Below are 21053 nucleotides of genomic sequence, written 5' to 3'. Positions count from 1 at the left end.
TTCCCGGCTTTCTCTTTTGCCAGTGTGAGCACAGAAAGCCGATGGTCTTTGGAGGCCCTGACAGGTCCCGGCACAAGGCCGGGACGGCGCGGAGTGCTTGGTTTTGCCTGAACCCGGCGCATTAGTGCTGCGCAAGGTGCGCTCCGGGTGGACATGAAACTCCGCCTTGCCCCCCCCCACCAGGCCGCCCCGGCCTTGTGCCGGGGCCTGTGATGGACGCATGGGGTTGCGTCAGTGGTTGTGACGCGGTGGGGTGGCTGCAAGGCCGCGGAAGGTTTCGGCATCGCGGATGGTGGCGCCATCGGCGAGCTGGGTGACCGTTTCGCGGTAGATCTTCTGCCAGGGCGTGGCCGAGGGCGGCACTGGCGGAATGCCTTCGGCCTTGCGGCGTTCGATCTCCGCCTCATCCACCAGCATGTCGCAGCGGCCGGTGTTGAAGTCGATGCGGATGGTGTCGCCGCTGCGCAGGAAGGCAAGGCCGCCGCCAGCGGCGCTTTCGGGCGAAGCGTTGAGGATCGACGGGCTGTCGGCGGTGCCGGACTGGCGGCCATCGCCGATGGTCGGCAGGCTGGTGATGCCGCGCTTCAGCAGGTGATCGGGCGGCTGCATGTTGACCACTTCCGCCGAGCCCGGCCAGCCCAGCGGGCCTGCGCCCCGGATGGCCAGAATGGTGCGCTCGTCGATGCCGAGCGCGGGATCGTTGATACGGGCGTGGTAATCCTCCGAACCGTCGAAGACCACGGCCTTGCCCTCATAGATGCCTTCGCGGCCCGGTTCGCTCAGATAGCGTTTGCGGAAATCTTCCGAGACGACGCTCATCTTCATGATGGCGAAGTCGAAGAGATTGCCCTTCAGCACGAGGAACCCGGCGCGCTCCTTCATCGGGGCGGCGTAGGGGCGGATGACCTCGCGGTCGGTGGCCTCGCAGCCGTCAAGGTTTTCGCCCATGCTGCGGCCCGTGACGGTCAGGCAGCCGGTGTCGAGCTTGCCCGCCTGCATCAGCTCCCACATGATGGCCGGAACACCGCCCGCCCGGTGGAAGCGCTCGCCGAGATAGGCGCCGGCCGGCTGCACATTGGCCAGAAGCGGAATGTCATAGCCGTGCAGCTGCCAGTCCTCGGGCCTGAGGTCAACGCCCGCATGCTTGGCCATGGCCATCAGATGCGGCTGGGCATTGGTGGAGCCGCCAAGGGCGGAGTTCACCCGCACAGCGTTTAGGAAGGCCTCCCGCGTCAGGATCTTCGAGGGGCGCATGTCCTCCAGCACCAGTTCCACCGCCCGCCGTCCGGTGCGGTAAGCCATCTGGCCGCGCTCCCGGTAGGCGGCGGGAATGGCGGCGCAGCCGGTCAGCGACATGCCGAGCGCTTCGGCCATGGAATTCATGGTCAGCGCCGTGCCCATGGTGTTGCAATGGCCGATGGAAGGCGCGCTGCTCAGAGCCGCTTCCAGGAACTGCTCGCGGGTGATTTCGCCCGCGCCATATTTGCGGCGCGAGCGCCAGATGACGGTGCCCGAGCCCGCCAGCTCCCCGTCATGCCAGCCATCCAGCATCGGCCCGCCGGACAGGACAATCGCGGGAATATCCACGGTGGACGCGGCCATCAGGGCCGAGGGTGTGGTCTTGTCGCAGCCGGTGGTCAGCACCACCCCATCCAGCGGATAGCCATAGAGGATTTCCACCAGACCGAGATAGGCGAGGTTCCGGTCCAGCGCCGCCGTCGGGCGCTTGCAGTTCTCGAACAGCGGATGGGTCGGAAACTCGATGGGAATGCCGCCAGCATCCCGGATGCCGTCGCGCACGCGCTTGGCCAGATCCATGTGATGCCGGTTGCAGGGGTTGAGATCGCTGCCGGACTGGGCAATGCCGATGATGGGCTTGCCCGAGCGCAGTTCTTCCGGCGTCGTTCCATAATTCATGAAACGTTCCAGATAGAGCGCCGTCAGGTCCAGATGGTCCGGATTGTCGAACCAGTCCTGCGAGCGCAGGCGGCGGGCGGGTTTGCTGTCACCGCTCATGCGATGCGGCCTCCCAGCTCGTCCTCAATGTGGACGCGGATGATTTCATCAAAGGAGGTTTCGGCGGTGAAGCCAAGCGCCGTGGCGCGGGTGGCCTCGAAGCCGGGGGCCCAGCCGGAGACCATGCGGATGATCATCTCGTCCGGCTCGCGGCGGATCAGCTTCACGGCCTTTTCGCCGGCAATGCGGTGCAGGGCCTCGATCTGCTCGCCCACCGTGGCGCTGACGCCGGGCATGGAGAGATTGCGGCGCGGGCCGACGAGGCCGGTGTCAATGGTGGCGCCATGCAGCAGGAAGCCAACGGCCGAGCGCGGCGATGCGTGCCAGTGGCGGATGTCCTCCGGCACCGGCAGCACGGCTTCTTCGCCGATGAGCGGCTCGCGCAGGATGTTGGAGAAGAAGCCGGAGGCGGCCTTGTTCGGCTTGCCGGGGCGGATGCAGATCGTCGGCAGGCGGATGCCGACGCCATCGAAGAAGCCGCGGCGGGAATAGTCGGACAGCAGCAGCTCGCAGATCGCCTTCTGCGTGCCATAGCTTGTCAGCGGCGTGGTGTGGAAGTCGTCGGAGATGGGATAGGGCAGGGGCGCACCGAAGACGGCGACCGACGAGGTGAAGACCATGCGCGGGTAATATCCGTCTGCCCCGTGGGCGAGGCGGATGGCGTCGAAGAGATAGCGCGTGCCGTCAAGGTTGATGCGGTAGCCCTTGTCGAAATCAAGTTCGGCTTCGCCCGACACGATGGCGGCAAGATGGAAGATCACGTCCGGGCGGTCTGCAATCAGCCGCTCCGAGGTGCCGGGAACGGAGAGGTCTGCCGTCTCCAGCGTTGCCTGGCCGGAAAAGCCTGCGGGCGCGGAAGGCTCGATCACATCGGCCAGTGTCATCCGGTCCACGGACTTGCCGCCCAGCTGGCCATCCCTTGCCAGACGCTCAGCCAGCTTGCGGCCCACCATTCCAGCTGCACCAATGATCAGAACATGCATGCGCTCTCTCCTCCGCATCCTCAATTGCAGCCGCTTGGGAGGCTGCCTTTCCTCCATCCGCAGCGCTGCCGGACCGGTGTGCGGCAGCGTGTGGAAACCATTTGTAAGGTTGTCTGATAACCTTATATGATGGATTTGAAAACAGCCAGAGTGATTGTCTGCACAGGCGCCCGGTGGAGAAGACCGGCATCGCGCCGTGGCGGCATACGGGACCGGAACAATGACGGATGTGATGGAACACCCGCAGGGAACAGGCCAGCCTGAAGCCGCATGCGCAGCCGTGGCGGCAAGGCTGGAGGATGCGCTTGGCGCGGATATGGTGCTGACGGGCGCTGATGTGGCCCGCTATTGCCGCGACTGGCATGGGGATGTGGAAACCGGCGCCGTTGCCGTGCTGCGGCCACGCTCCACGCAAGATGTGGCGCGGGCGGTGAAGGCCGTGGCCGCGCTGGGGCTTTCCCTCGTGCCGCAGGGTGGCAACACCGGGCTGGTGCTTGGCGCAACGCCGGATGATCCGGCAGGGCAGGTGGTGCTGAGCCTTGAGCGGATGACCGCCATCCGCCGTCTGGATGCCGATGATTTTTCCGCCGTGGTCGAGGCCGGGGCGGTGCTGTCGGAGTTCAAGGACAAGGTGGCGGAGGCAGGGCTGTTCTTCCCGCTGTCGCTGGGGGCTCAGGGCTCCTGCCGCATCGGCGGCAATGTCTCCACCAATGCCGGCGGCATTAACGTGCTGCGCTATGGCATGACGCGGGAGCTGGTGCTGGGGCTGGAGGTGGTGCTGCCGGACGGCAGCATTTTCGATGGCCTCTCTGCCCTTCGCAAGGACAACCGGGGCATCGACCTGAAGCAGCTTTTCATCGGGGCAGAAGGCACGCTCGGCATCGTCACAGCCGTGGCCGTCAAGCTCTTGCCGCAGCCGGATCAGGTGGCCACCGCCTTGCTGGGGCTCAATGCGCTGGAGGATGCCATCCGGCTTTACCGGCGGGCGCGGCGCGACTGCTGCGACCTGATGTCGGCCTTCGAATTCATGCCGCCGCTGGCTTTCACCCTGGCGCAGGAGGCCATTGCGGACCTGCCCATGCCGATGGCGGCTGACTATCCGGCCTATGTGCTGATGGAGATTTCCGGCTCCGGGCTCGTCGATGTGGACGATCTGATGAGCCGATTCCTCGAGGGCGTCATGGCCGACGGGCTGGTGGTGGACGGGGTGGTTGCGGCCTCGCAGGCGCAGGCGCGCACTCTCTGGCTTTTCCGCGAGGGAATGAACGAGGGGCAGGCAAAGCGCGGGCGGCACCTGCGCACGGATGTCTCCGTGCCCCTGTCGCGCGTGCCGGATTTCGTGCGCGAGGCGGAGGCCGCCATCCATGCGGCGCTGCCCGACTGCACCTGCGTCTCCTATGGCCACGTGGGCGATGGCAACGTGCATCTCAATGTGCTGCCGCCAGCGGGCCTCACAAGGCAAGAGGCGGATGCGCGGATCTATCAGGCCAAGACCGTGCTCAACGCCGTGCTGGACGGATTCGGCGGCTCGATCAGCGCCGAACATGGCATCGGCCGGCTGAAGAAGCCTGATTTCGAGGCGCTGCTGCAGCCAGTGCAACGTCAGCTTCTGACCTCTCTCAAGGCGGCAATCGATCCGCAAGGCATCATGAATCCCGGCTGCCAATTGAATTTGGGCGGGGTTTCGGGGTAAAGGCGCTGATCGCCCAGAAGACAGGACAGGGAATGGCCATCGGCATGGAACAGATCCGGCGCAGTGAACATCTGCCTGCACGCATTGCGGCGCAGATCGCCCGCGACATCAGCGAGGGCCGGATCAAGCCCGGTGACCGGTTGCCGACGGAACATGCTTTGGCCAAGACCCTTGGCGTCAGCCGCACGGTGGTGCGTGAGGCCATTGCCCAGCTGCGCAACGAGGGGCTGGTGGAAACCCGGCAGGGCGTCGGCGCCTTCGTGACGGAGCCGCAGGCGCGGCCGATCCGCATTGCCCAGGACGATCTGGACGACCGGGAGAGCTTCCGTGACCTGTTCCAGCTGCGCCTGCCGCTGGAGATCGAGGCGGCCGGACTTGCTGCCCTGCATCATACGGCCGAAGACCTCGCCCGGCTGGACGAGGCGCTGGCGCAGATGACCGGGGCGGAGAAGTGGACGGAGCAGGGCATCATTGCCGATCTTGCCTTCCACCGGGCCGTCGCCGATGCCACCGGCAATGCCTATTTCGGCATGTTCATCGGCTTCATCGCCGAGCGCATCAGCCTCGCCATCAATGCGGCGCGGGCCAGCGCCGTGCTGGAAGAGATTGTCGAAATCACCATCGCCGAACATGTGGCCGTGCGTGACGCCATCGCCAGCCGGGATGCAATGGCCGCCCGCGCCGCCATGCGCAAGCATCTGACAGGCGCTGCAAGCCGTATCGCGCTCAATCTCGAGATCTATTGACGTATCTCTCTCTGTCTGCAGCTCAGATATTAGATTTCGCGTTCGAAACTTTCATATTTCGTCATGCCATGGCCCCGGCCATGGCATCCATGCCCTTGCGATCCGAAAGTCATTTGCTTTTAGATATGGGGAATATTTGCTGCCTCTCGGGTGCGGCAAGGTCATGGAATGGATGCCATGGTCGGGGCCATGGCATGACGAAATGGTTGGGTCTTGCGAAACCGACGGTTGCTGTGATGCAGGGCAATGGCTGCGGGCTGCCGTTGAAGGCGTGGCAAAGAGGCCGGGGCAGTCTTTCGCCTGAATAAGCCCCTCAATTTTCAGACTGCGGTTCGGCAAGCTCTTGATGTCCTGGGGCGGGGCCTTAGCTGCGCAATCCCGCAGGGCGTTCGCACATCTTCGCTGAAGTTGCACACAGGCGGTGCCACGGGCTGGACAAGCCCGGCGCCATATTGCTAAGAAACATAAATCTGATTGTATGACATCCAGACAATCCGGCAAGAGGCCGCGAGGCTCTGACGCGTGGAGGCGCTGCCTTGCCGGGCGGGGATTTGGGGAGGAGGGCTCTGGTGGCCGGTCAAGCTGTTACTGCATCTGGAATTCTGCCTGCCGATGCGCAGGACGCCGTGCTCGTTGGCCGCGTCTGGTCGAAGGCGGAAGACGGGCCTTGCCCGGTGCTGATCCGCGATGGGCAGGTGCTCAACCTGACCGGCATTGCCGCCACCGTTTCCTCCCTTTTTGAAATGCCGGAGATCGCCGCACGGCTGAAGCAGGCGTCAGGCCTGCCGGATCTGGGGCCGCTGGACGCGTTCCTTGATGGCAGCGCCGGACAGTTGCTGGCGCCCATCGATCTGCAATCCGTCAAGGCCGCAGGCGTCACCTTTGCCGACAGCATGCTGGAGCGGGTGATCGAGGAGCAGGCCAAGGGTGACAGTTCCCGTGCGCTGGAAATCCGCGAGCGGCTGGCCCCGGTGCTGGGCGGCAGTCTGCGCGGCGTCAAGGCGGGGTCCGAAGAGGCCCGCAAGGTCAAGGCGCTGCTGCAGGACATGGGTCTGTGGTCGCAATATCTGGAAGTGGGCATTGGCCCCGATGCGGAGATCTTCACCAAGGCCCAGCCCATGTCATCTGTTGGCTGCGGTGCCAAGGCTGGCATCCATCCCATTTCCGAGTGGAACAATCCGGAGCCGGAGGTGGTTCTGGCGGTTCGCTCGGACGGTGCCATTCTCGGCGCTACCCTCGGCAATGACGTGAACCTGCGCGATGTGGAGGGCCGCTCCGCGCTGCTGCTCGGCAAGGCGAAGGACAACAACGCCTCCTGCGCCATCGGCCCCTTCATCCGCCTGTTCGATGAGGGCTTCACCATCGATGACCTGCGCAAGGTGCGGGTGTCGCTGCTGGTGGAGGGCGAGGACGGGTTCGTGATGACGGGAGAAAGCCCGATGGAAGCCATCAGCCGCTCGCCGGAGGAACTGGCCGGTCAGCTGCGCAACCGCAATCACCAGTATCCGGACGGGGCAGTGCTGTTCCTCGGCACCATGTTTGCGCCCGTCAAGGACCGGCGCGGGGTGGGGCAGGGCTTCACCCACGAGATTGGCGACCGGGTGGAGATCCACACGCCGAAGCTGGGACGTCTGGTCAACTGGATCGACCGCACGGATGCCTGCCCGGAATGGACTTTCGGCCTGCGTGAGCTGTTCCGCAACCTTGCCCGCCGCGGGCTGGCGGACAAGGTGTGAGGGAGCCATGATCGCGACCCTCACCCGCCTTTTCTACCGCACGCTGGAAGCGGTCCTCGTCTTCCTGCTGGCCTCCATGGCCATCATGGTCTTCGTCAATGTGGTCCTGCGCTACGGCATGAATTCCGGCCTCGTCGTCTCGGAAGAGCTGGCGCGGTACTTCTTCGTCTGGCTCACCTTCATCGGTGCGGTCGTGACCTTCCGGGAGAACTCCCATCTCGGCATCGAGACGCTGGTGGTGCATTTCTCCCGGCGCGGGCGCCTCTTCTGCATGGCGCTGGTCAACATCATCATCATGGCCTGTTCCGCCATCTTCTTCTGGGGCACCTGGAAGCAGTTCCCCATCAATGCCTCCATGGCAGCCCCCGTCACCGGCATGCCGATGATCTGGGTCTATGGCATCGGCTTCTTCACCGGTGGCGGCATGTTCCTGATTTCGATGGAACGCTTCATCCGCATCCTGCTGGGCCGCGCCACGGACAAGGAAATCGCCATGTTCGCCGGTGAGCACGTGGACCCTGCCAAGCTGATGGAGCACTGACACATGACGCTTCTCGTCTTCATCGGCTCCCTGCTGGGTTCCATGGCCATCGGTGTGCCAGTCGCTTTCGCGCTGATGTTCTGCGGCGTCATCCTCATGTCCTACATGGGCATGTTCAACACGCAGATCGTGTCGCAGAACATGATCTCCGGCGCGGACACCTTCACGCTGCTGGCCATTCCCTTCTTCATCCTCGCCGGTGAACTGATGAACTCCGGCGGCCTGTCCCGCCGCATCATCGACTTTGCGCTGGCCTGGGCCGGGCATATCCGCGGCGGCCTCGGCTTCGTGGCCATCGTGGCGGCGATCATCATGGCCAGCCTGTCCGGTTCGGCAGCGGCCGATACGGCGGCTCTGGCCGCGATCCTGGTGCCGATGATGGCCCGCGCGGGCTATGACGTGCCGCGCTCCGCCGGCCTCATGGCGGCGGGCGGCATCATCGCCCCGGTCATTCCGCCGTCGCTCGCCTTCATCATCTTCGGCGTTGCTGCAAACGTCTCGATCACCAAGCTGTTCATGGGCGGCATCGTGCCGGGCATCATGATGGGCGTGGCTCTGGCCGTGACCTGGACCTTCCTTGTCCGCAGGTCCAAGGTGGAGACGCTTCCGCGCCAGCCCATGTCCGTCCGCCTTGCGGCAACGGGCCGCGCCGCCTGGGCGTTGGGCATGCCGGTGATCATTCTCGGCGGCATCCGCATGGGAGTGGTCACGCCGACGGAAGCGGCGGTGATTGCCGCCTTCTATGCGCTGATGGTCGGGCTTTTCGTCTACCGGGAACTGAAGGCCGCCGATCTCTACTTCGTCATCCTGCGGGCGGCGAAGACGACCTCGATCGTCATGTTCCTCGTGGCGGCGGCGCTGGTGTCGGCCTGGCTGATCACGGCGGCGAACATTCCGGCAGAGATCACCCGCCACATTGCCCCGCTGATCGAGCAGCCCAAGCTGCTGATGCTGGTGATGATGATGCTGGTGCTTGTGGTGGGAACGGCGCTGGATCTGGCGCCCACCATTTTGATCCTGTCGCCGGTGCTGATGCCCATCGTCAAGCAGGCGGGCATTGATCCGGTCTATTTCGGTGTTCTCTTCGTCATGAACACCTGCATCGGCCTCATCACGCCGCCAGTTGGCGTGGTGCTCAACGTGGTCAGCGGCGTGTCCAGGGTGCCGCTCGGCAAGGTGGTGACAGGCGTCATGCCTTTCCTGCTGTCACAGATCGCAGTGCTGCTGCTGCTGATCCTGTTCCCGGAACTGGTGCTGGTGCCGCTGTCCTGGCTGCATTAGGCGCATGCGAAACCCCGGCAGGCGGTCAGAGGAGTGGCCATCTGCCTGGAAAACTTGATCAAAAGGGAGGAAGACACAATGAAGAAACTGCTTCTCGCCACCACGGCTGTGGTGTTTGCCGCGACCGCCGCTGTTCCGGCATCGGCGCAATTCAATGACCGCAACATGCGGGTGTCCAATGGCATCAATGCGGACCATCCGGTCGGCAACGGCATCAATGCCATGCAGGCCTGCCTTGACGAAAAGTCCGGCGGCAAGCTGAAGCTGACCGCTTTCTGGGGCGGCGCGCTCGGCGGCGACCTGCAGGCAACGCAGGCCCTGCGCGCCGGCGTTCAGGAAGCCGTCGTCACCTCGTCCTCGCCGCTGGCCGGCATCGTTACGGCGCTCGGCGTCTTCGACCTGCCGTTCCTCTTTGCCAGCAACGAGGAAGCCGATGCCGTGATGGATGGCGAGTTCGGCGAGTTCCTCAATGGCAAGCTGGCCGAGGCCGGTCTCGTCAATCTCGCCTATTGGGAAAACGGCTTCCGCAACCTGTCCAACTCCAGCCGTCCTGTCACCAAGTGGGAGGATCTGCAGGGCATGAAGGTGCGCGTGATGCAGAACAACGTGTTCCTCGACACCTTCCAGAACTTCGGCGCCAATGCCACGCCGATGGCCTTTGGCGAGGTCTTCTCCGCGCTCGAAACCAAGACCATCGATGCGCAGGAAAACCCCTATGTCACCATCGACACCTCGAAGTTCTACGAGGTGCAGGAATATGTCAGCGAGACGCGTCACGCCTACACGCCATTCCTGTTCCTGTTCTCCAAGCCGATCTTCGACAGCTACACCGCCGATGAGCAGGCTGCCTTGAGGGACTGCGCCATCGTTGGCCGCGATGAAGAGCGCAAGGTGATCCGTGAACTGAACCAGAAGTCTCTGGAGAAGATCCAGGCAGAAGGCGTCAAGTTCAACACCCTCAGCGAAGACGAGCAGAAGCGCATGCTCGAAAAGTCTCAGCTGGTCTACGAAAAGCACAAGGACACCATCGGTGCCGATGTGATCGAGCGCGTGCAGCAGGAACTGGCGAAGATCCGCGGCTGATCCTCAAGGAGGGGCCTTGCCCCTCCTGACCCATCCCCCGGACTGCGGTGCCCATCTGCAGCAGTCCAGCGCAGAGACCCGCAGCGGCAACGTTGCGGGTCTTTTCCGTTGGTCAAGCCCATGCGGCGCCTGAGCACTTTCAAGGCGTGATGCGTCAGCATCCCGCCGCCTTGAGCGTTACTCCGGAACGGCCGGAAGCACCTGATCGCGCTTCTTCAGCTGTTGCTCGCGGAAGAAGATGAACAGTCCGGCGCCGGTGATCAGCGCTGCACCAAGCATCATGCTGGGCTTGGGCAGGTCGCCGAAGAAATACCATCCGAAGACCACGGCCCACAGCAGCAGCGTATATTGCAGCGGCGCAACCGTGGCCGCATCCGAGATCTTCAGGGCGCGGTTGACCATGATATGCGCGCTCATGGCAACGATGCCGAGCAGGGAGAGCAGCAGCGCATCCTCCATCGAGGCGATGGGCCGCCAGTCGAACGGCGCCATCGCAAGCCCCGCAAGTCCTGCGCCAGCGGTCTGGAAGAAGACCAGCGTCTTGTCCGGCGTGCCGCGCAGGCTGCGGCCTGACAGCATCATGAAGGCAAAGGCCGCTGCCCCGGCGATGGAGAGGATGGCGGGCGGGGTGAACATGGCGCTCGACGGATTGAGCGCGATGATGACGCCGATGAAGCCCACCGCAATGGCGCTCCAGCGCCGCCAGCCCACCTTTTCGCCCAGAAGGAAGGGCGAGAGCGCGGCCACATAGATCGGCGCGGCCAGCCAGTAGGTCATCACATCGGCCAGCGGCAGATAGGTGACCGCATAGTAGAAGCAGAAAAGCTCGAAGGTGGAAAAGGCCACACGGGCTGCCTGCATGCCCGGGCGTTCCGGCTTGAGCAGCGGCTTGAGGCCAGACATCCAGAGAAATGGGGCGAGGATCAGCAGCGCCGCGATGCTGCGGATCAGCACCACCTGGCCGACGCTGTAGCTGGCGACTAACCATTTGCCCATGGCGTCGTTGAGCGCGAAAAGGAACATGCCGAGCAGCATGATGGCAGGTCCTGCAATACCGCCAAGGCGATGAACAGCCGTGCTCGTGGAAGTCATGTTGAGGGTCCTTGTGGCCAGGATGCTGGCTGCCTGAAGCGGCCGGTATGATGCGATGAAAAGCAGGGTCCGCGCGAGGCCGTCAGAAGTGGGACGGGCGGCTGTTGACCGGTTACGGAACCTGCCATCGAGAATGCCATCTGCCGCAAAAAAGTGCACGTAATCTCCGCCCTTGGTCCACAGCTTGCCGCCCTTTCCAGGAGGAAGCCGGCCGGTGATCCGTTCAGAGCGCTTGAAGCAGCCTTGTCGAAATATCAATGATGTCGCGCGAGACCAGCGAGGCCGGCGTGTGCTTGCGGGTCAGCACGCCGAGCTGCATCGGCGGCGGCAGATCCGGCACGCTGATTTCATGGAGGTCCTGCCCCCAGAAGGCATGATCGAGAATGCGCAAAGGGCAGAAGGCGATCAGATCCGTTGACCGGTTAAGGGCGGCGAGAAGAAAGGGAGAGCGGCACAGGGTTGGCGGATGGGCAAGGGTGATATTCTTCTCCTCCAGCCAGTCCAGCGCCGCCTGATCGGCGCTGCCGGGCGCGGGATTGAGCAGCCAGCGTTCCCTTGCCAGTTCTTCCCAGGACATCTGACGGCCGGCAAACCGGGCTGAGCCGGTGACGGGGGCAATCTGGACTTCAGCGAAAGAGAAGAAGGCGAGATCCGCCGGCAGGGCGCCCGGCACTGCAATGCCAAGCGCCAGATCCAGCTGCCCGTCCTGAAGCCGGGGCACGATGTTGCCCAGCGTGCCGGATTCCACCTCAAGCTGCCCCTCCGGATGGCGGCGCTGGAACTCGTGCAGAATGCTGCCGAGTTTTGTTGCAGCCACGACAGGTGTCACTGCAATGCGAGCGGTGGCCACCGTCTGCCCGGAGATGCGCCGCACTTCCTCTTCCGCACGGCGCATGGTCGCCACGATCAGCCTTGCATGGGTCATCAGCGCCTTGCCGGCCGGGGTGAACTGCGTGCCGTGCGAGGCGCGCAGCAGCAGCGCCGCCCCGGTCTGCGCTTCCAGCTCCCGCAGCATCTTGGTCAGCGCACTTTGGGACAGCCCCATCTCCCGCGCTGCACCGCGGATGGAGCCTTTGTCGGCAAGGGCGACAAGCGCCTTGAGCTGCTGTGTCTTCACGGGCGGGATGAACTCTCTTGGTTGTCAGGTGGCAACATTATGTGTCTGTTTTGATTTTTGCCAATATGTCTGAATGGCCAAACGAACAACCGCAGGCGCAAAGACGCGCGGGTTCGGTGCCGCTTCTGTTCCCGGAGCGGCAGACCAGGGGAGGAAGCTTGTGTCGCGAACTGAATTCAAAAAAATCCCGGCAATACTGGCCATGGCCTTGATGAGCCTTCCGGCGGCTGCATCGGCCAGTGACCAGAATGATGCGAAATGGTTGTCACCGACCATGGTGAATGCCCGCGCCAACATGCTGAACCCGGCGCTGAACTACCTGACGTTCCAGCACATGGACCAGATGTTCGCGACCCGGACCGTTGCCGCAGGGTCCGAAGTGCAGCCGCTGCCGTCAATGCCTGTTTCGCTGGAGGGCGAGTACACGATCGGCGATGCCAAGCTGGACCTGGAAGGAGCGCTTGAGGCGACCCACACCAATGCGCTGGTCGTGCTGAAGGACGGCAACCTCGTTTACGAGACCTACCGCAATGGCAGTGACGAGAACACCCGCTTTCTGACCTTCTCGGTCGCCAAGTCCTATGTCTCGACACTTATCGGCCTCGCGCTGGCCGATGGCCATATCAAGAGCCTCGACGACAAGGTGACCGACTATCTGCCCGAGATGAAGGGCAGCGGCTATGACGGGCCGACCATCCGCGATCTGCTGCAGATGCGCTCCGGCGTGGACTGGCTGGAGGTCTATGAATTCGGCAGCGATACCCAGCTGACCACCGTTCATGACAATTCCCTCGTCGGCTACAAGTACCGCTGGTGCGACTATGCCGCCAAGGAATCCAAGCCGGGCGCCAATGCGGCGGAGCGGCCCTTCAACTACGCCACGCTCGACACAAGCGTGCTTGGCTGCATCCTCGAAAAGGCTGTCGGCAAGACCGGCGCCGAATACATGTCCGAAAAGCTCTGGAAGCCGGCCGGCATGGCAAATGACGCCTACTGGATCATGGACGGGCCGCCTTCCGTTGGCCGCGAGTTCTTCGGCGCAGGCCTTGCCGCCACCGCCCGCGATCATGCCCGCTTTGGCCTGATGTTCCTCAATCAGGGCAAGTCCAGCGGCAAGCAGGTCGTCCCGGCAGACTGGGTGAAGGAAGCCACCGTGCCGTCCGAGGGCAACGAGCCTGCCGGGCCGGAAGAACAGCTGGGCTACCAGTACCAGTGGTGGACCTTCCCGGAGAGCGACGCCTATTCGGCGCTGGGCCTGTTCCACCAGTATATCTACGTCGATCCCACCAACAATCTCGTTATCATGAAGGCGACCGCTTCGCCCGATCCGGTTGGTCATGACGAGCCCAATCTGGCTCTGTTCAAGCAGATCACCGGCAAGCTGGCGAAGTAACCTGCAGCAGAAGGACACGCGGTTTCACAGCGTGTCCCCCAAACTCCAGAACCGCATCGCCTCCCGCGATGCGGTTTTTTCATGGGCTACAGACCGCAGCCTGCTGGCATCTTTCAGGGGAGGGGCAATAGGCGCATACGGTGGAATTGCCCGATCCGCAGTAGGATCGCGCGGGCGCAGGGAGTATCATGCCGTACTCCTCTCCTTTCTGGGCCATGCCGTGATTGATCTGCGCAATATCGAAACCTTTTTCTGGGCTGCGGCTCTCGGCAGTCTGCGGGCTGCGTCCGAGAAGCTGGGCACCACCCAGCCTGCCGTGTCCCAGCGCATCGCTTCGCTGGAAGGGGCGCTGGGCGTGCGGCTGTTCGAGCGCGCCGCACGCGGTGTGCGCCTCACCGCCAAGGGGCATGAGCTGCTGGCCCATGCGGAGCGGATGATGCAGGCGCGCAATGATATCATTCAGGCCGCCCGCGACCAGACCACCATGAGCGGCAGCTTCCACATCGGCGTGGCGGAAACCATCGTCCAGACCTGGCTGCCGCGCCTCATTGCCGGGGTCCACGCCGCCTATCCGGCGCTGACGCTGGAAATCGAGGTGGACAGCAGCGAGATGCTGAAGGCGCATCTGACGAGCCGGCGGCTCAATCTCGCCTTCATGATGGGGCCGGTGCTGGAAGCGCGCATGGAGAACCGGCGTCTGTGCACCTATCCCCTGTCCTGGGTGGCCAAGGCGGGGCTTGATCTCGGGCCCCGGCCCTTGACGCTGGAGCGGATCGCCGAACTGCCGGTGATCACCTATGCTTCCAACAGCGCGCCTTACAGGCAGGTGCGCGATATGCTGCGCCGTGAAGGGGTGCCGTCGCCGCGCATGTATGGTTGCGCGTCCCTGTCGATGATCGTGCGCATGGTGCAGGATGGCATCGGCACGGCGGTGATCACGCCCATCTTCCTCGGAGCGGAGCTTGAGCGGGGAGAGCTGGAAATCCTCGATGTGATCGCGGACCCGCTGCCGGACCTCAATTTTACCGCCACATGGATCGACGGGCCGGACAGCTACGCTGCCCGCGTCATTGCCCGCATGGCGCAGCTGGTGGCAGGTGGCGAGCCATGCCTGGAAACTGTGCAAATGCCTGGAATTGAAGCTGAGACATAAATAAAGTTTATATCATGCTTCCAAACATACGATTGGACAGCCGGGTTTCCGTCGTCGTTCTATAGCGGACAAGACAGCGCTATAAGCTGCATGCAAGGGAACAGATTGGGCAGATAAAACATCCGGCAGGACGGGACAGGTTTGCCCTGTGCTTATATCTCCGGCGGCCCCGTTTCCTCCCTGCGTGCAGTGCTGTACCGGCATCAGCAGCATAAGGGACCGCATCATGAGACTTCTTACCCTGACGACCGCATTCCTCGCCGCAACTACCTCGCTCTCCGCCTTCGCGCAGGATCTGCCGAAGACCGAATTGCATGTCGTTGGCGGCCTCAGCAATCTGACGGCCTATCAGCAGTTCGAGCAGCCCTTCTGGGAAAAGACGATCCCGGAAAAGTCGGGCGGCCAGGTGACGGCCACCATCAAGGGCTTCAACGAGATGGGCGTGAAGGGCCCGGAACTGATGCGCCTGATGTCTCAGGGCGCCATCGAGTTCGGCACCGCGACCCTGTCCTATTTCGCTTCGGACAATCCGATCAACGAAGCCATCGACCTTCCGGGTCTGGCTCCTGATGTGACGACAGCCCGCAAGGTGACCACGGCGTTTCAGCCGGTCTACGAAAAGTTCTACGGTGAAGGCTCGCGCGTGAAGCTGCTGGGCATCTCCACCTATCCGGCGCAGGTTCTGTTCTGCAACGCGGAGATCAACAGCCTCAAGGATCTGGCCGGCAAGAAGGTGCGCACTTCCAGCCGCACGCAGGCCGAGTTCGTGGAAGCCTTTGGCGGCGCCAGCGTGACCATGGCTTTCGGTGAAGTGGTTCCTGCCCTGCAGAACAAGGTGGTGGACTGCGCCATCACCGGCTCGCTCTCCGGCTATTCGGCCAAGTGGTATGAAGTCTCCACCCACCTTCTGGCCCTGCCGATCAACTGGAACCAGCAGATCCACGGCGTCAACCAGGGCGCCTGGGACAAGCTGGACCCGAAGGTTCAGGCCTTCCTGCAGGAAAACATCAACACCCTGATGGACGGCATCTGGACCGCTGCCGAGGCGCAGACCCAGCAGGGCTTCGACTGCAACACCGGCGCTGCCTCCTGCACCCTTGAGGTGAAGGGCAAGATGACGCTGGTGGTGCCGTCCGATGAGGACAAGGCGCTTCTGGCCGAGACGCTGAAGACCAAGATCCTGCCGCAATGGGCGGCCCGCTGCTCGGACGAGTGCGTTGCTGATTTCAATGCCACCATTGGCAAGGAAATGAACCTGACCGCCGCCAAGTAATGCCAGATTGACAGGGCGGGGCCACGCTGCAGCCGGGGTTCCGCCCTGTCCTTTTTTGATTGGAGCCGTGAGACATGGGGCTTTCCGGATCTCTACCCGTCCTTGCGGGTGCCTACCGCTTTGCCAATACCGCGGCGCGATATGCGGTTCTGGCAAGCGGCGCGCTGACCATCGCAAGCGTTCTGCTGATTTCCTACGACGTGATCGTCCGCAAGCTGTTCGGCGTCACCATCGGCGGTTCGGACGAACTGTCCAGCTATGCCTTTGCCATCAGCACCTCCTGGTCGCTCGCCTATGGCGTGCTGCAGCGGGCGAATGTGCGGGTGGACGTGCTCTACCAGTATCTGCCGGTGCGCGTTTCGGCGCTGCTCGACTGGCTGTCACTGGTCTGCATGGGCGTCTTCATCGGGTATCTCACCTTCTATGCCTATGACGTGGTGGCCCAGTCGTGGATTTACGGCTCGCGCGCCAACACGCCGCTTGGAACGCCGCTTGCCCTGCCGCAGGGCCTGTGGTTCGGCGGCCTTGTCTTCATGTGCCTCATCCTCGCGCTGATGCTGATCCGCTCCTCCGTCGCACTCGTCACCGGTGACATCGAGACGGTGAAGCTCGTGGCCGGCATGCGCTCCACCAAGGAGGAGGCCGAGGAAGAAGCAGCCCAGGGCGAACGCCTCATTCAGGGAGAGCGCAAGTGATCGCCACAACGCTCATCATTCTTCTGGTCCTCATCGGCCTGTCCGTTCCCGTCGCTGCGGCGCTGGGCGTGCTGGGTCTCATTCTGGACCCGCTCTATTCCATGCTGCCGCTGACGCGGGCCATGGGCGAAATGGCCTGGAGCACCAACAACGAGTTTCTGCTCGTCGCCATTCCGCTGTTCATCCTGCTGGGGGAAATCCTGCTGCGTGCCGGGTTTGCCGAGCGCATGTACAGCGCCATGAGCCTGTGGCTCTCCTGGCTGCCCGGCGGCCTGATGCATGCCAACATCGGCGCTTCGGCCCTGTTCGCGGCGACGTCCGGTTCCAGTGTCGCCACGGCTGCCACGGTCGGCACCGTCGCCATTCCGCAGATCCGCCGCTATGGCTACAACGAGCCGCTGTTCCTCGGCAGCATTGCGGCCGGTGGCACGCTGGGCATTCTCATTCCGCCGTCGATCAACATGGTGCTCTACGGCGTGCTGACGAATACGTCCGTGCCCAAGCTCTATCTCGCGGGCATTTTGCCCGGCCTCCTCCTCACCGGCCTGTTCATGCTGACGATCATCGCCGGCTGCCTTCTGGTCCCGCGCTGGGGCGGGGAGCGGGTGAGGGGCGCCTGGGGCGCACGCTTTGCCAGCCTCGTGCATCTTGCACCGCCCTTGGCCATCTTCGTGCTGGTTGTCGGCTCCATCTATGCCGGTATCGCCACCCCGACGGAAGCCGCCGCGCTGGGCGTGCTGGGAGCGCTGATCCTTGCCGCATGCTTCCGCCGGCTGACCCTCTCCATGCTGGCCACCGCCATCGAGGGCACGATGAAATCCTCGGCGATGATCCTCCTCATCATCATCGCCTCGGGCTTCCTCAACTTCATCATGTCGGCGGCCGGCATCACCGATGCCATCACCAACTCGATCAAGGGGCTTGGCCTGTCGCCGATGCAGATGATTGCGGTCGTCGTGATCTTCTACCTGATCCTCGGCTGCTTCATGGAATCCCTGTCGATCATGATCACCACCATTCCGATCGTGACGCCGATCCTCTTTGCCCTCGGCTTCGATCCGCTGTGGGTGGGCATCCTGATCATCGTGCTGGTGGAAGCGGCGCTGATCACGCCGCCGGTGGGGCTCAATCTCTTCGTGGTGCACAGCCTGCGCAAGAGCGGCTCCATGGGGCCGGTGATCATCGGCAGCCTGCCGTTCGTCGTCTCCATGGGCGTGCTGATCGTCCTGCTCGCCATCTTCCCGTCAATCGCCCTTTACCTGCCGGGGCTGGCCGGCTGACGGCCTCCCGGTACCACGACCATTCCATCCGGATACAAGACACATGAAACTGTCCTTCACCGTTGAAACCCTCAAGGCCCCGTCGAGCCTTGAGGTGAGCATCTCTGACCTCATCGTTGCCGGCTGGGCCGGGCGCGACATCCACGCCATCGAGCATCACATCGAGGAACTTGCCGCCATCGGCGTGCCGCGCCCCAGCACCGTGCCGCTCTATTACCGCTGCTCCGACAATTCTCTGGTGCAGGCGGACACCATCCAGGTGGTGGGCGAGGAAACCTCGGGCGAGGTCGAGACCTTCGTCTTCCGTGCAGGTGATGAGCTGTTCGTCTCCATCGCTTCCGACCACACCGACCGCAAGCTGGAATCCCACAGCGTCGCCCTGTCCAAGCAGATCTGCGCCAAGCCGGTGGCTTCCCGCGCCTGGCCTTTCGCAGAAGTTGCGCCGCATTGGGACCAGCTGATCATCCGCTCCTTCATCGAGGAGAACGGTGCGGAAGTGCTTTATCAGGAAGGCACGCTTGCTTCCTTGCGCAGCCCGCAGGACCTGATTGCCGGTTACTCCGGCGGGAATGACATGCTGGAGACAGGCACTGGCATGGTTTGCGGCACGGTTGGCGCCATCGGCGGCATCCGTCCGTCAAAAACCTTCAGAATGGAGTTGCATGATCCGGTTCTGAACCGGACCATTGCGCACAGCTATTCCATCGAAACCTTGCCGGAAATCGCCTGATGACAAACTCCGAGACCTCCCGCCTGACCCTTGCCGCCGCAGCCGATGCTCTGGCGAAAGGAACCGTGACCTCCACCAGCCTGACGGACGAGGCGCTGGCGCGCATGAATGATCCAGCAGGCGAGGGGGCGCGTGCCTTCGTGCGGCGCAATGATACCCGCGCCCGCAAGCTGGCGGAGGCCTCGGATGCCGTGCGTGCTGCCGGGCATGTGCGCTCGCCCCTCGAAGGGCTGCCCATTTCGGTGAAGGACCTCTTCGGCATCGCCGGAGAAGTGTCGCTTGCCGGCAGCATCGCCCTCAAGGATGCCGCAGCAGAGACGGCAGACTGCCCTGTGGTGGCGCGGCTGGTGGCGGCAGGTGCCGTCATCACCGGCACCACCAACATGAGCGAGTTTGCCTTCTCCGGCCTCGGCATCAACCCGCACTACGGCACACCGCGCAATGCCTATGACCGCGCCACGGGGCGCATTCCCGGTGGCTCGTCCTCCGGCGCTGCGGTTTCGGTCACCGATGGCATGGCGCTGGCTGCCATCGGTACGGACACGGGCGGATCCATCCGCATTCCGGCGGCGCTTTGCGGGCTGACCGGCTTCAAGCCGACCGCCCGCCGCGTGCCTGCCGAAGGTGTGGTGCCGCTGTCCACTTCGCTCGACTCCATCGGCCCGATTGCCCGCAGCGTTGCCTGCTGTGCCGTCATCGACGCTGTGCTCTCCGGCAGCGGCGAAGACGTGCCCGCAGCCCTGCCGCTCGCTGGACTGCGGCTCGCCATCCCCACCACGGTCGTGCTGTCGGACATGGATGAAACCGTCAGCGCCGCCTTCGCCCGCGCCCGCAAGGTGCTGGAAGCCGCTGGGGCGCTGATCACGGAAATCGAGATCCCCGAATTTGCGCAGCTTGCCACGATCAATGCCAAGGGCGGGCTTGTTGCTGCCGAAGCCTGGCACTGGCACCGGGCGCTGATCGAAAAGGCCGGTGACAGCTATGATCAGCGGGTGCGTCAGCGCATCCTGCGCGGACGGGACATTTCCTCGGCGGATTATCTTGATACGCTCGCCAGCCGCAAGGCATGGCAGGCCGCCGTTGAGGCTCGCGTCGCCCACTTTGATGCCATGATCCTGCCCAGCGTGCCGGTGATCGCCCCGGAGATTGCGCCGCTTGAGGCCGATGAGGCCGCCTTCTTTGCGGCCAACGGCCTGATCCTGCGCAACCCGACGATGATCAACTTCCTTGATGGCTGCGCCCTGTCGGTGCCGTGCCATGCCGCCGGTGAAGCCCCGGTGGGGCTGATGATTGCCGGCACGCAGATGCAGGACCGCAAGATCCTGGCCCTCGGCCTTTCCATCGAGGCGGCACTTGCCGCCATCACCGCCTAACCGATTGATACCGGCATGACCGCAACCAGCCTTCTCACCAGCCCCTTCGATGTCCGGCAGGCCGCCCGCTCTGGCGCCCTGTGCGGGCCGACTGCCAATCTGGCACCGGGGTTCATTCAGGCCAATCTCGCCATTCTGCCGCAGGATCTGGCCTATGACTTCCTCTTGTTCTGCCAGCGCAACCCCAAGCCTTGCCCGCTGGTGGGTGTGTCGGAAACCGGCGATCCGATGATCCCGGCCCTTGGCCGCAACCTCGACATCCGCACCGACCTGCCGCGCTACCGCGTGTGGCAGAAGGGGGAGCTGGTGGCCGAGCCGCAGAGCGTCGAAGACTGGTGGCGTGATGATCTGGTGTCCTTCCTGATCGGCTGCTCTTTCTCGTTCGAAGAGGCGCTGCTGGCAGCTGGGATCGGCATCCGCCATATCGAGGAAGGCTGCAACGTGCCGATGTTCCGCACCAGCATCGAGACGGTTCCCGCCGGGCGCTTCTCCGGCCCGGTGGTGGTCTCCATGCGGCCGATGAGCCCGAAGGACGCGGTGCGGGCGGTGGAAATCACCTCACGCCTGCCGGCCGCCCATGGCTCCCCGATCCATATCGGCGATCCGGCACAGATCGGCATTGCCGATCTCTCCCGTCCCGACTACGGCGATGCGGTGAGCGTGCGGGCAGGCGAGGTGCCGGTGTTCTGGGCCTGCGGGGTGACGCCGCAGGCGGCGATTGCCCGTGTGAAACCGGAGTTCTGCATCACCCATGCGCCGGGCCACATGCTGGTGACCGACATTCCCAACGCCTCGCTGATGTGAGGCTGGCCTTGGCGTCACCCGCTATGCCATTCTGAGTCATGCTTCGGCAGAGAATGAGGGGCAG

General features: G+C 63.8%; 19 protein-coding genes. 14 read left to right on the top strand and 5 right to left on the bottom strand.

Going from position 1 to position 21053, the window contains the following annotated elements; all coding sequences use genetic code 11:
• Window positions 1-231 precede the first annotated feature (231 nt).
• Together H163_RS0113835 and denD are read right to left on the bottom strand one after the other, a co-directional pair.
• Window positions 232-2016, bottom strand: coding sequence for an IlvD/Edd family dehydratase (locus H163_RS0113835; protein WP_019965193.1), 1785 nt, complete (start codon window positions 2014-2016; stop codon window positions 232-234).
• Window positions 2013-2999 (bottom strand): D-erythronate dehydrogenase, encoded by a 987-nt coding sequence (gene denD, locus H163_RS0113830; RefSeq protein WP_019965192.1) that lies wholly within the window; start codon window positions 2997-2999, stop codon window positions 2013-2015. Before denD ends, H163_RS0113835 begins: the two co-directional genes overlap by 4 nt.
• A 220-nt stretch (window positions 3000-3219) precedes the next feature.
• Here denD and H163_RS0113825 point away from each other — a divergent pair, with 220 nt between their 5' ends.
• The 6 genes from H163_RS0113825 to H163_RS0113800 all read left to right on the top strand — a co-directional run bounded on the left by H163_RS0113825 (window position 3220) and on the right by H163_RS0113800 (window position 10079).
• Entirely contained in the window at window positions 3220-4692 is a 1473-nt protein-coding gene (locus tag H163_RS0113825; RefSeq protein ID WP_019965191.1) for an FAD-binding oxidoreductase, read from the top strand.
• Window positions 4693-4724: 32 nt separating this feature from the next.
• A complete protein-coding gene (locus H163_RS0113820) occupies window positions 4725-5438 on the top strand; it encodes a FadR/GntR family transcriptional regulator (protein WP_019965190.1) in 714 nt (237 codons plus the stop codon).
• Between the two features lie 569 nt (window positions 5439-6007).
• Window positions 6008-7174: a fumarylacetoacetate hydrolase family protein gene (locus tag H163_RS0113815; protein WP_019965189.1), complete on the top strand. Its 1167-nt coding sequence runs from the start codon at window positions 6008-6010 to the stop codon at window positions 7172-7174.
• 7 nt (window positions 7175-7181) lie between these two features.
• Window positions 7182-7715, top strand: coding sequence for a TRAP transporter small permease (locus tag H163_RS0113810; protein WP_019965188.1), 534 nt, complete (start codon window positions 7182-7184; stop codon window positions 7713-7715).
• Between the two features lie 3 nt (window positions 7716-7718).
• Window positions 7719-8996 (top strand): TRAP transporter large permease, encoded by a 1278-nt coding sequence (locus H163_RS0113805; protein WP_019965187.1) that lies wholly within the window; start codon window positions 7719-7721, stop codon window positions 8994-8996.
• Window positions 8997-9074: 78 nt separating this feature from the next.
• Complete coding sequence (locus tag H163_RS0113800; RefSeq protein ID WP_026355841.1) at window positions 9075-10079, top strand: DctP family TRAP transporter solute-binding subunit; 1005 nt, start codon at window positions 9075-9077, stop codon at window positions 10077-10079.
• Between the two features lie 177 nt (window positions 10080-10256).
• On the opposite strand, the gene H163_RS0113795 is transcribed toward H163_RS0113800, so the two are convergent.
• The 3 genes from H163_RS0113795 to H163_RS24815 form a co-directional block, all read right to left on the bottom strand.
• Complete coding sequence (locus H163_RS0113795; protein WP_051105395.1) at window positions 10257-11171, bottom strand: DMT family transporter; 915 nt, start codon at window positions 11169-11171, stop codon at window positions 10257-10259.
• Window positions 11172-11394: 223 nt separating this feature from the next.
• Window positions 11395-12288 (bottom strand): LysR family transcriptional regulator, encoded by an 894-nt coding sequence (locus H163_RS0113790; RefSeq protein ID WP_019965184.1) that lies wholly within the window; start codon window positions 12286-12288, stop codon window positions 11395-11397.
• A gap of 24 nt (window positions 12289-12312) precedes the next feature.
• On the bottom strand, window positions 12313-12564 hold the full coding sequence (locus H163_RS24815) for a hypothetical protein (protein WP_244296100.1): 252 nt from the start codon (window positions 12562-12564) through the stop codon (window positions 12313-12315).
• Between H163_RS24815 and H163_RS0113785 the strand changes: the two genes are divergently transcribed.
• The 8 genes from H163_RS0113785 to H163_RS0113750 all read left to right on the top strand — a co-directional run bounded on the left by H163_RS0113785 (window position 12563) and on the right by H163_RS0113750 (window position 20989).
• The gene (locus H163_RS0113785) at window positions 12563-13681 is read left to right on the top strand and encodes a serine hydrolase domain-containing protein (protein WP_244296102.1); all 1119 of its coding nucleotides are present in this window, start codon (window positions 12563-12565) and stop codon (window positions 13679-13681) included. The genes H163_RS24815 and H163_RS0113785 overlap by 2 nt on opposite strands.
• A gap of 220 nt (window positions 13682-13901) precedes the next feature.
• Window positions 13902-14834: a LysR family transcriptional regulator gene (locus H163_RS0113780; protein WP_019965182.1), complete on the top strand. Its 933-nt coding sequence runs from the start codon at window positions 13902-13904 to the stop codon at window positions 14832-14834.
• Window positions 14835-15060: 226 nt separating this feature from the next.
• Complete coding sequence (locus H163_RS0113775; protein ID WP_019965181.1) at window positions 15061-16107, top strand: TRAP transporter substrate-binding protein; 1047 nt, start codon at window positions 15061-15063, stop codon at window positions 16105-16107.
• A gap of 74 nt (window positions 16108-16181) precedes the next feature.
• The gene (locus H163_RS0113770) at window positions 16182-16802 is read left to right on the top strand and encodes a TRAP transporter small permease subunit (protein WP_019965180.1); all 621 of its coding nucleotides are present in this window, start codon (window positions 16182-16184) and stop codon (window positions 16800-16802) included.
• Window positions 16799-18082 carry a TRAP transporter large permease gene (locus H163_RS0113765; RefSeq protein ID WP_019965179.1) on the top strand — a complete coding sequence of 428 codons (1284 nt, stop codon included), beginning with the start codon at window positions 16799-16801 and terminating at the stop codon, window positions 18080-18082. The genes H163_RS0113770 and H163_RS0113765 overlap by 4 nt, the downstream gene beginning before the upstream one ends.
• A gap of 43 nt (window positions 18083-18125) precedes the next feature.
• Complete coding sequence (locus tag H163_RS0113760) at window positions 18126-18812, top strand: DUF2848 domain-containing protein (RefSeq protein WP_019965178.1); 687 nt, start codon at window positions 18126-18128, stop codon at window positions 18810-18812.
• Window positions 18812-20185, top strand: a complete 1374-nt coding sequence (locus H163_RS0113755) for an amidase (protein ID WP_019965177.1) — start codon at window positions 18812-18814, stop codon at window positions 20183-20185. Before H163_RS0113760 ends, H163_RS0113755 begins: the two co-directional genes overlap by 1 nt.
• A 15-nt stretch (window positions 20186-20200) precedes the next feature.
• Window positions 20201-20989, top strand: a complete 789-nt coding sequence (locus H163_RS0113750; RefSeq protein ID WP_019965176.1) for a putative hydro-lyase — start codon at window positions 20201-20203, stop codon at window positions 20987-20989.
• Window positions 20990-21053 lie beyond the last annotated feature (64 nt).

This window comes from Pannonibacter phragmitetus DSM 14782 (assembly GCF_000382365.1).
In the GTDB taxonomy this organism is placed as follows: Bacteria; Pseudomonadota; Alphaproteobacteria; order Rhizobiales; family Stappiaceae; genus Pannonibacter; species Pannonibacter phragmitetus.
This window is presented reverse-complemented; position numbering and strand designations above follow the sequence as displayed.

Excerpts from the sequence above, each read along its gene's own strand:
- H163_RS0113835 (WP_019965193.1), bottom strand. The coding sequence starts at position 2,016 with ATGAGCGGTGACAGCAAACCCGCCCGCCGCCTGCGCTCGCAGGACTGG.
- denD (WP_019965192.1), bottom strand. The coding sequence starts at position 2,999 with ATGCATGTTCTGATCATTGGTGCAGCTGGAATGGTGGGCCGCAAGCTG.
- H163_RS0113825 (WP_019965191.1), top strand. The coding sequence starts at position 3,220 with ATGACGGATGTGATGGAACACCCGCAGGGAACAGGCCAGCCTGAAGCC.
- H163_RS0113820 (WP_019965190.1), top strand. The coding sequence starts at position 4,725 with ATGGCCATCGGCATGGAACAGATCCGGCGCAGTGAACATCTGCCTGCA.
- H163_RS0113810 (WP_019965188.1), top strand. The coding sequence starts at position 7,182 with ATGATCGCGACCCTCACCCGCCTTTTCTACCGCACGCTGGAAGCGGTC.
- H163_RS0113805 (WP_019965187.1), top strand. The coding sequence starts at position 7,719 with ATGACGCTTCTCGTCTTCATCGGCTCCCTGCTGGGTTCCATGGCCATC.
- H163_RS0113800 (WP_026355841.1), top strand. The coding sequence starts at position 9,075 with ATGAAGAAACTGCTTCTCGCCACCACGGCTGTGGTGTTTGCCGCGACC.
- H163_RS0113795 (WP_051105395.1), bottom strand. The coding sequence starts at position 11,171 with ATGACTTCCACGAGCACGGCTGTTCATCGCCTTGGCGGTATTGCAGGA.
- H163_RS0113785 (WP_244296102.1), top strand. The coding sequence starts at position 12,563 with ATGGTGAATGCCCGCGCCAACATGCTGAACCCGGCGCTGAACTACCTG.
- H163_RS24815 (WP_244296100.1), bottom strand. The coding sequence starts at position 12,564 with ATGGTCGGTGACAACCATTTCGCATCATTCTGGTCACTGGCCGATGCA.
- H163_RS0113775 (WP_019965181.1), top strand. The coding sequence starts at position 15,061 with ATGAGACTTCTTACCCTGACGACCGCATTCCTCGCCGCAACTACCTCG.
- H163_RS0113770 (WP_019965180.1), top strand. The coding sequence starts at position 16,182 with ATGGGGCTTTCCGGATCTCTACCCGTCCTTGCGGGTGCCTACCGCTTT.
- H163_RS0113760 (WP_019965178.1), top strand. The coding sequence starts at position 18,126 with ATGAAACTGTCCTTCACCGTTGAAACCCTCAAGGCCCCGTCGAGCCTT.
- H163_RS0113755 (WP_019965177.1), top strand. The coding sequence starts at position 18,812 with ATGACAAACTCCGAGACCTCCCGCCTGACCCTTGCCGCCGCAGCCGAT.
- H163_RS0113750 (WP_019965176.1), top strand. The coding sequence starts at position 20,201 with ATGACCGCAACCAGCCTTCTCACCAGCCCCTTCGATGTCCGGCAGGCC.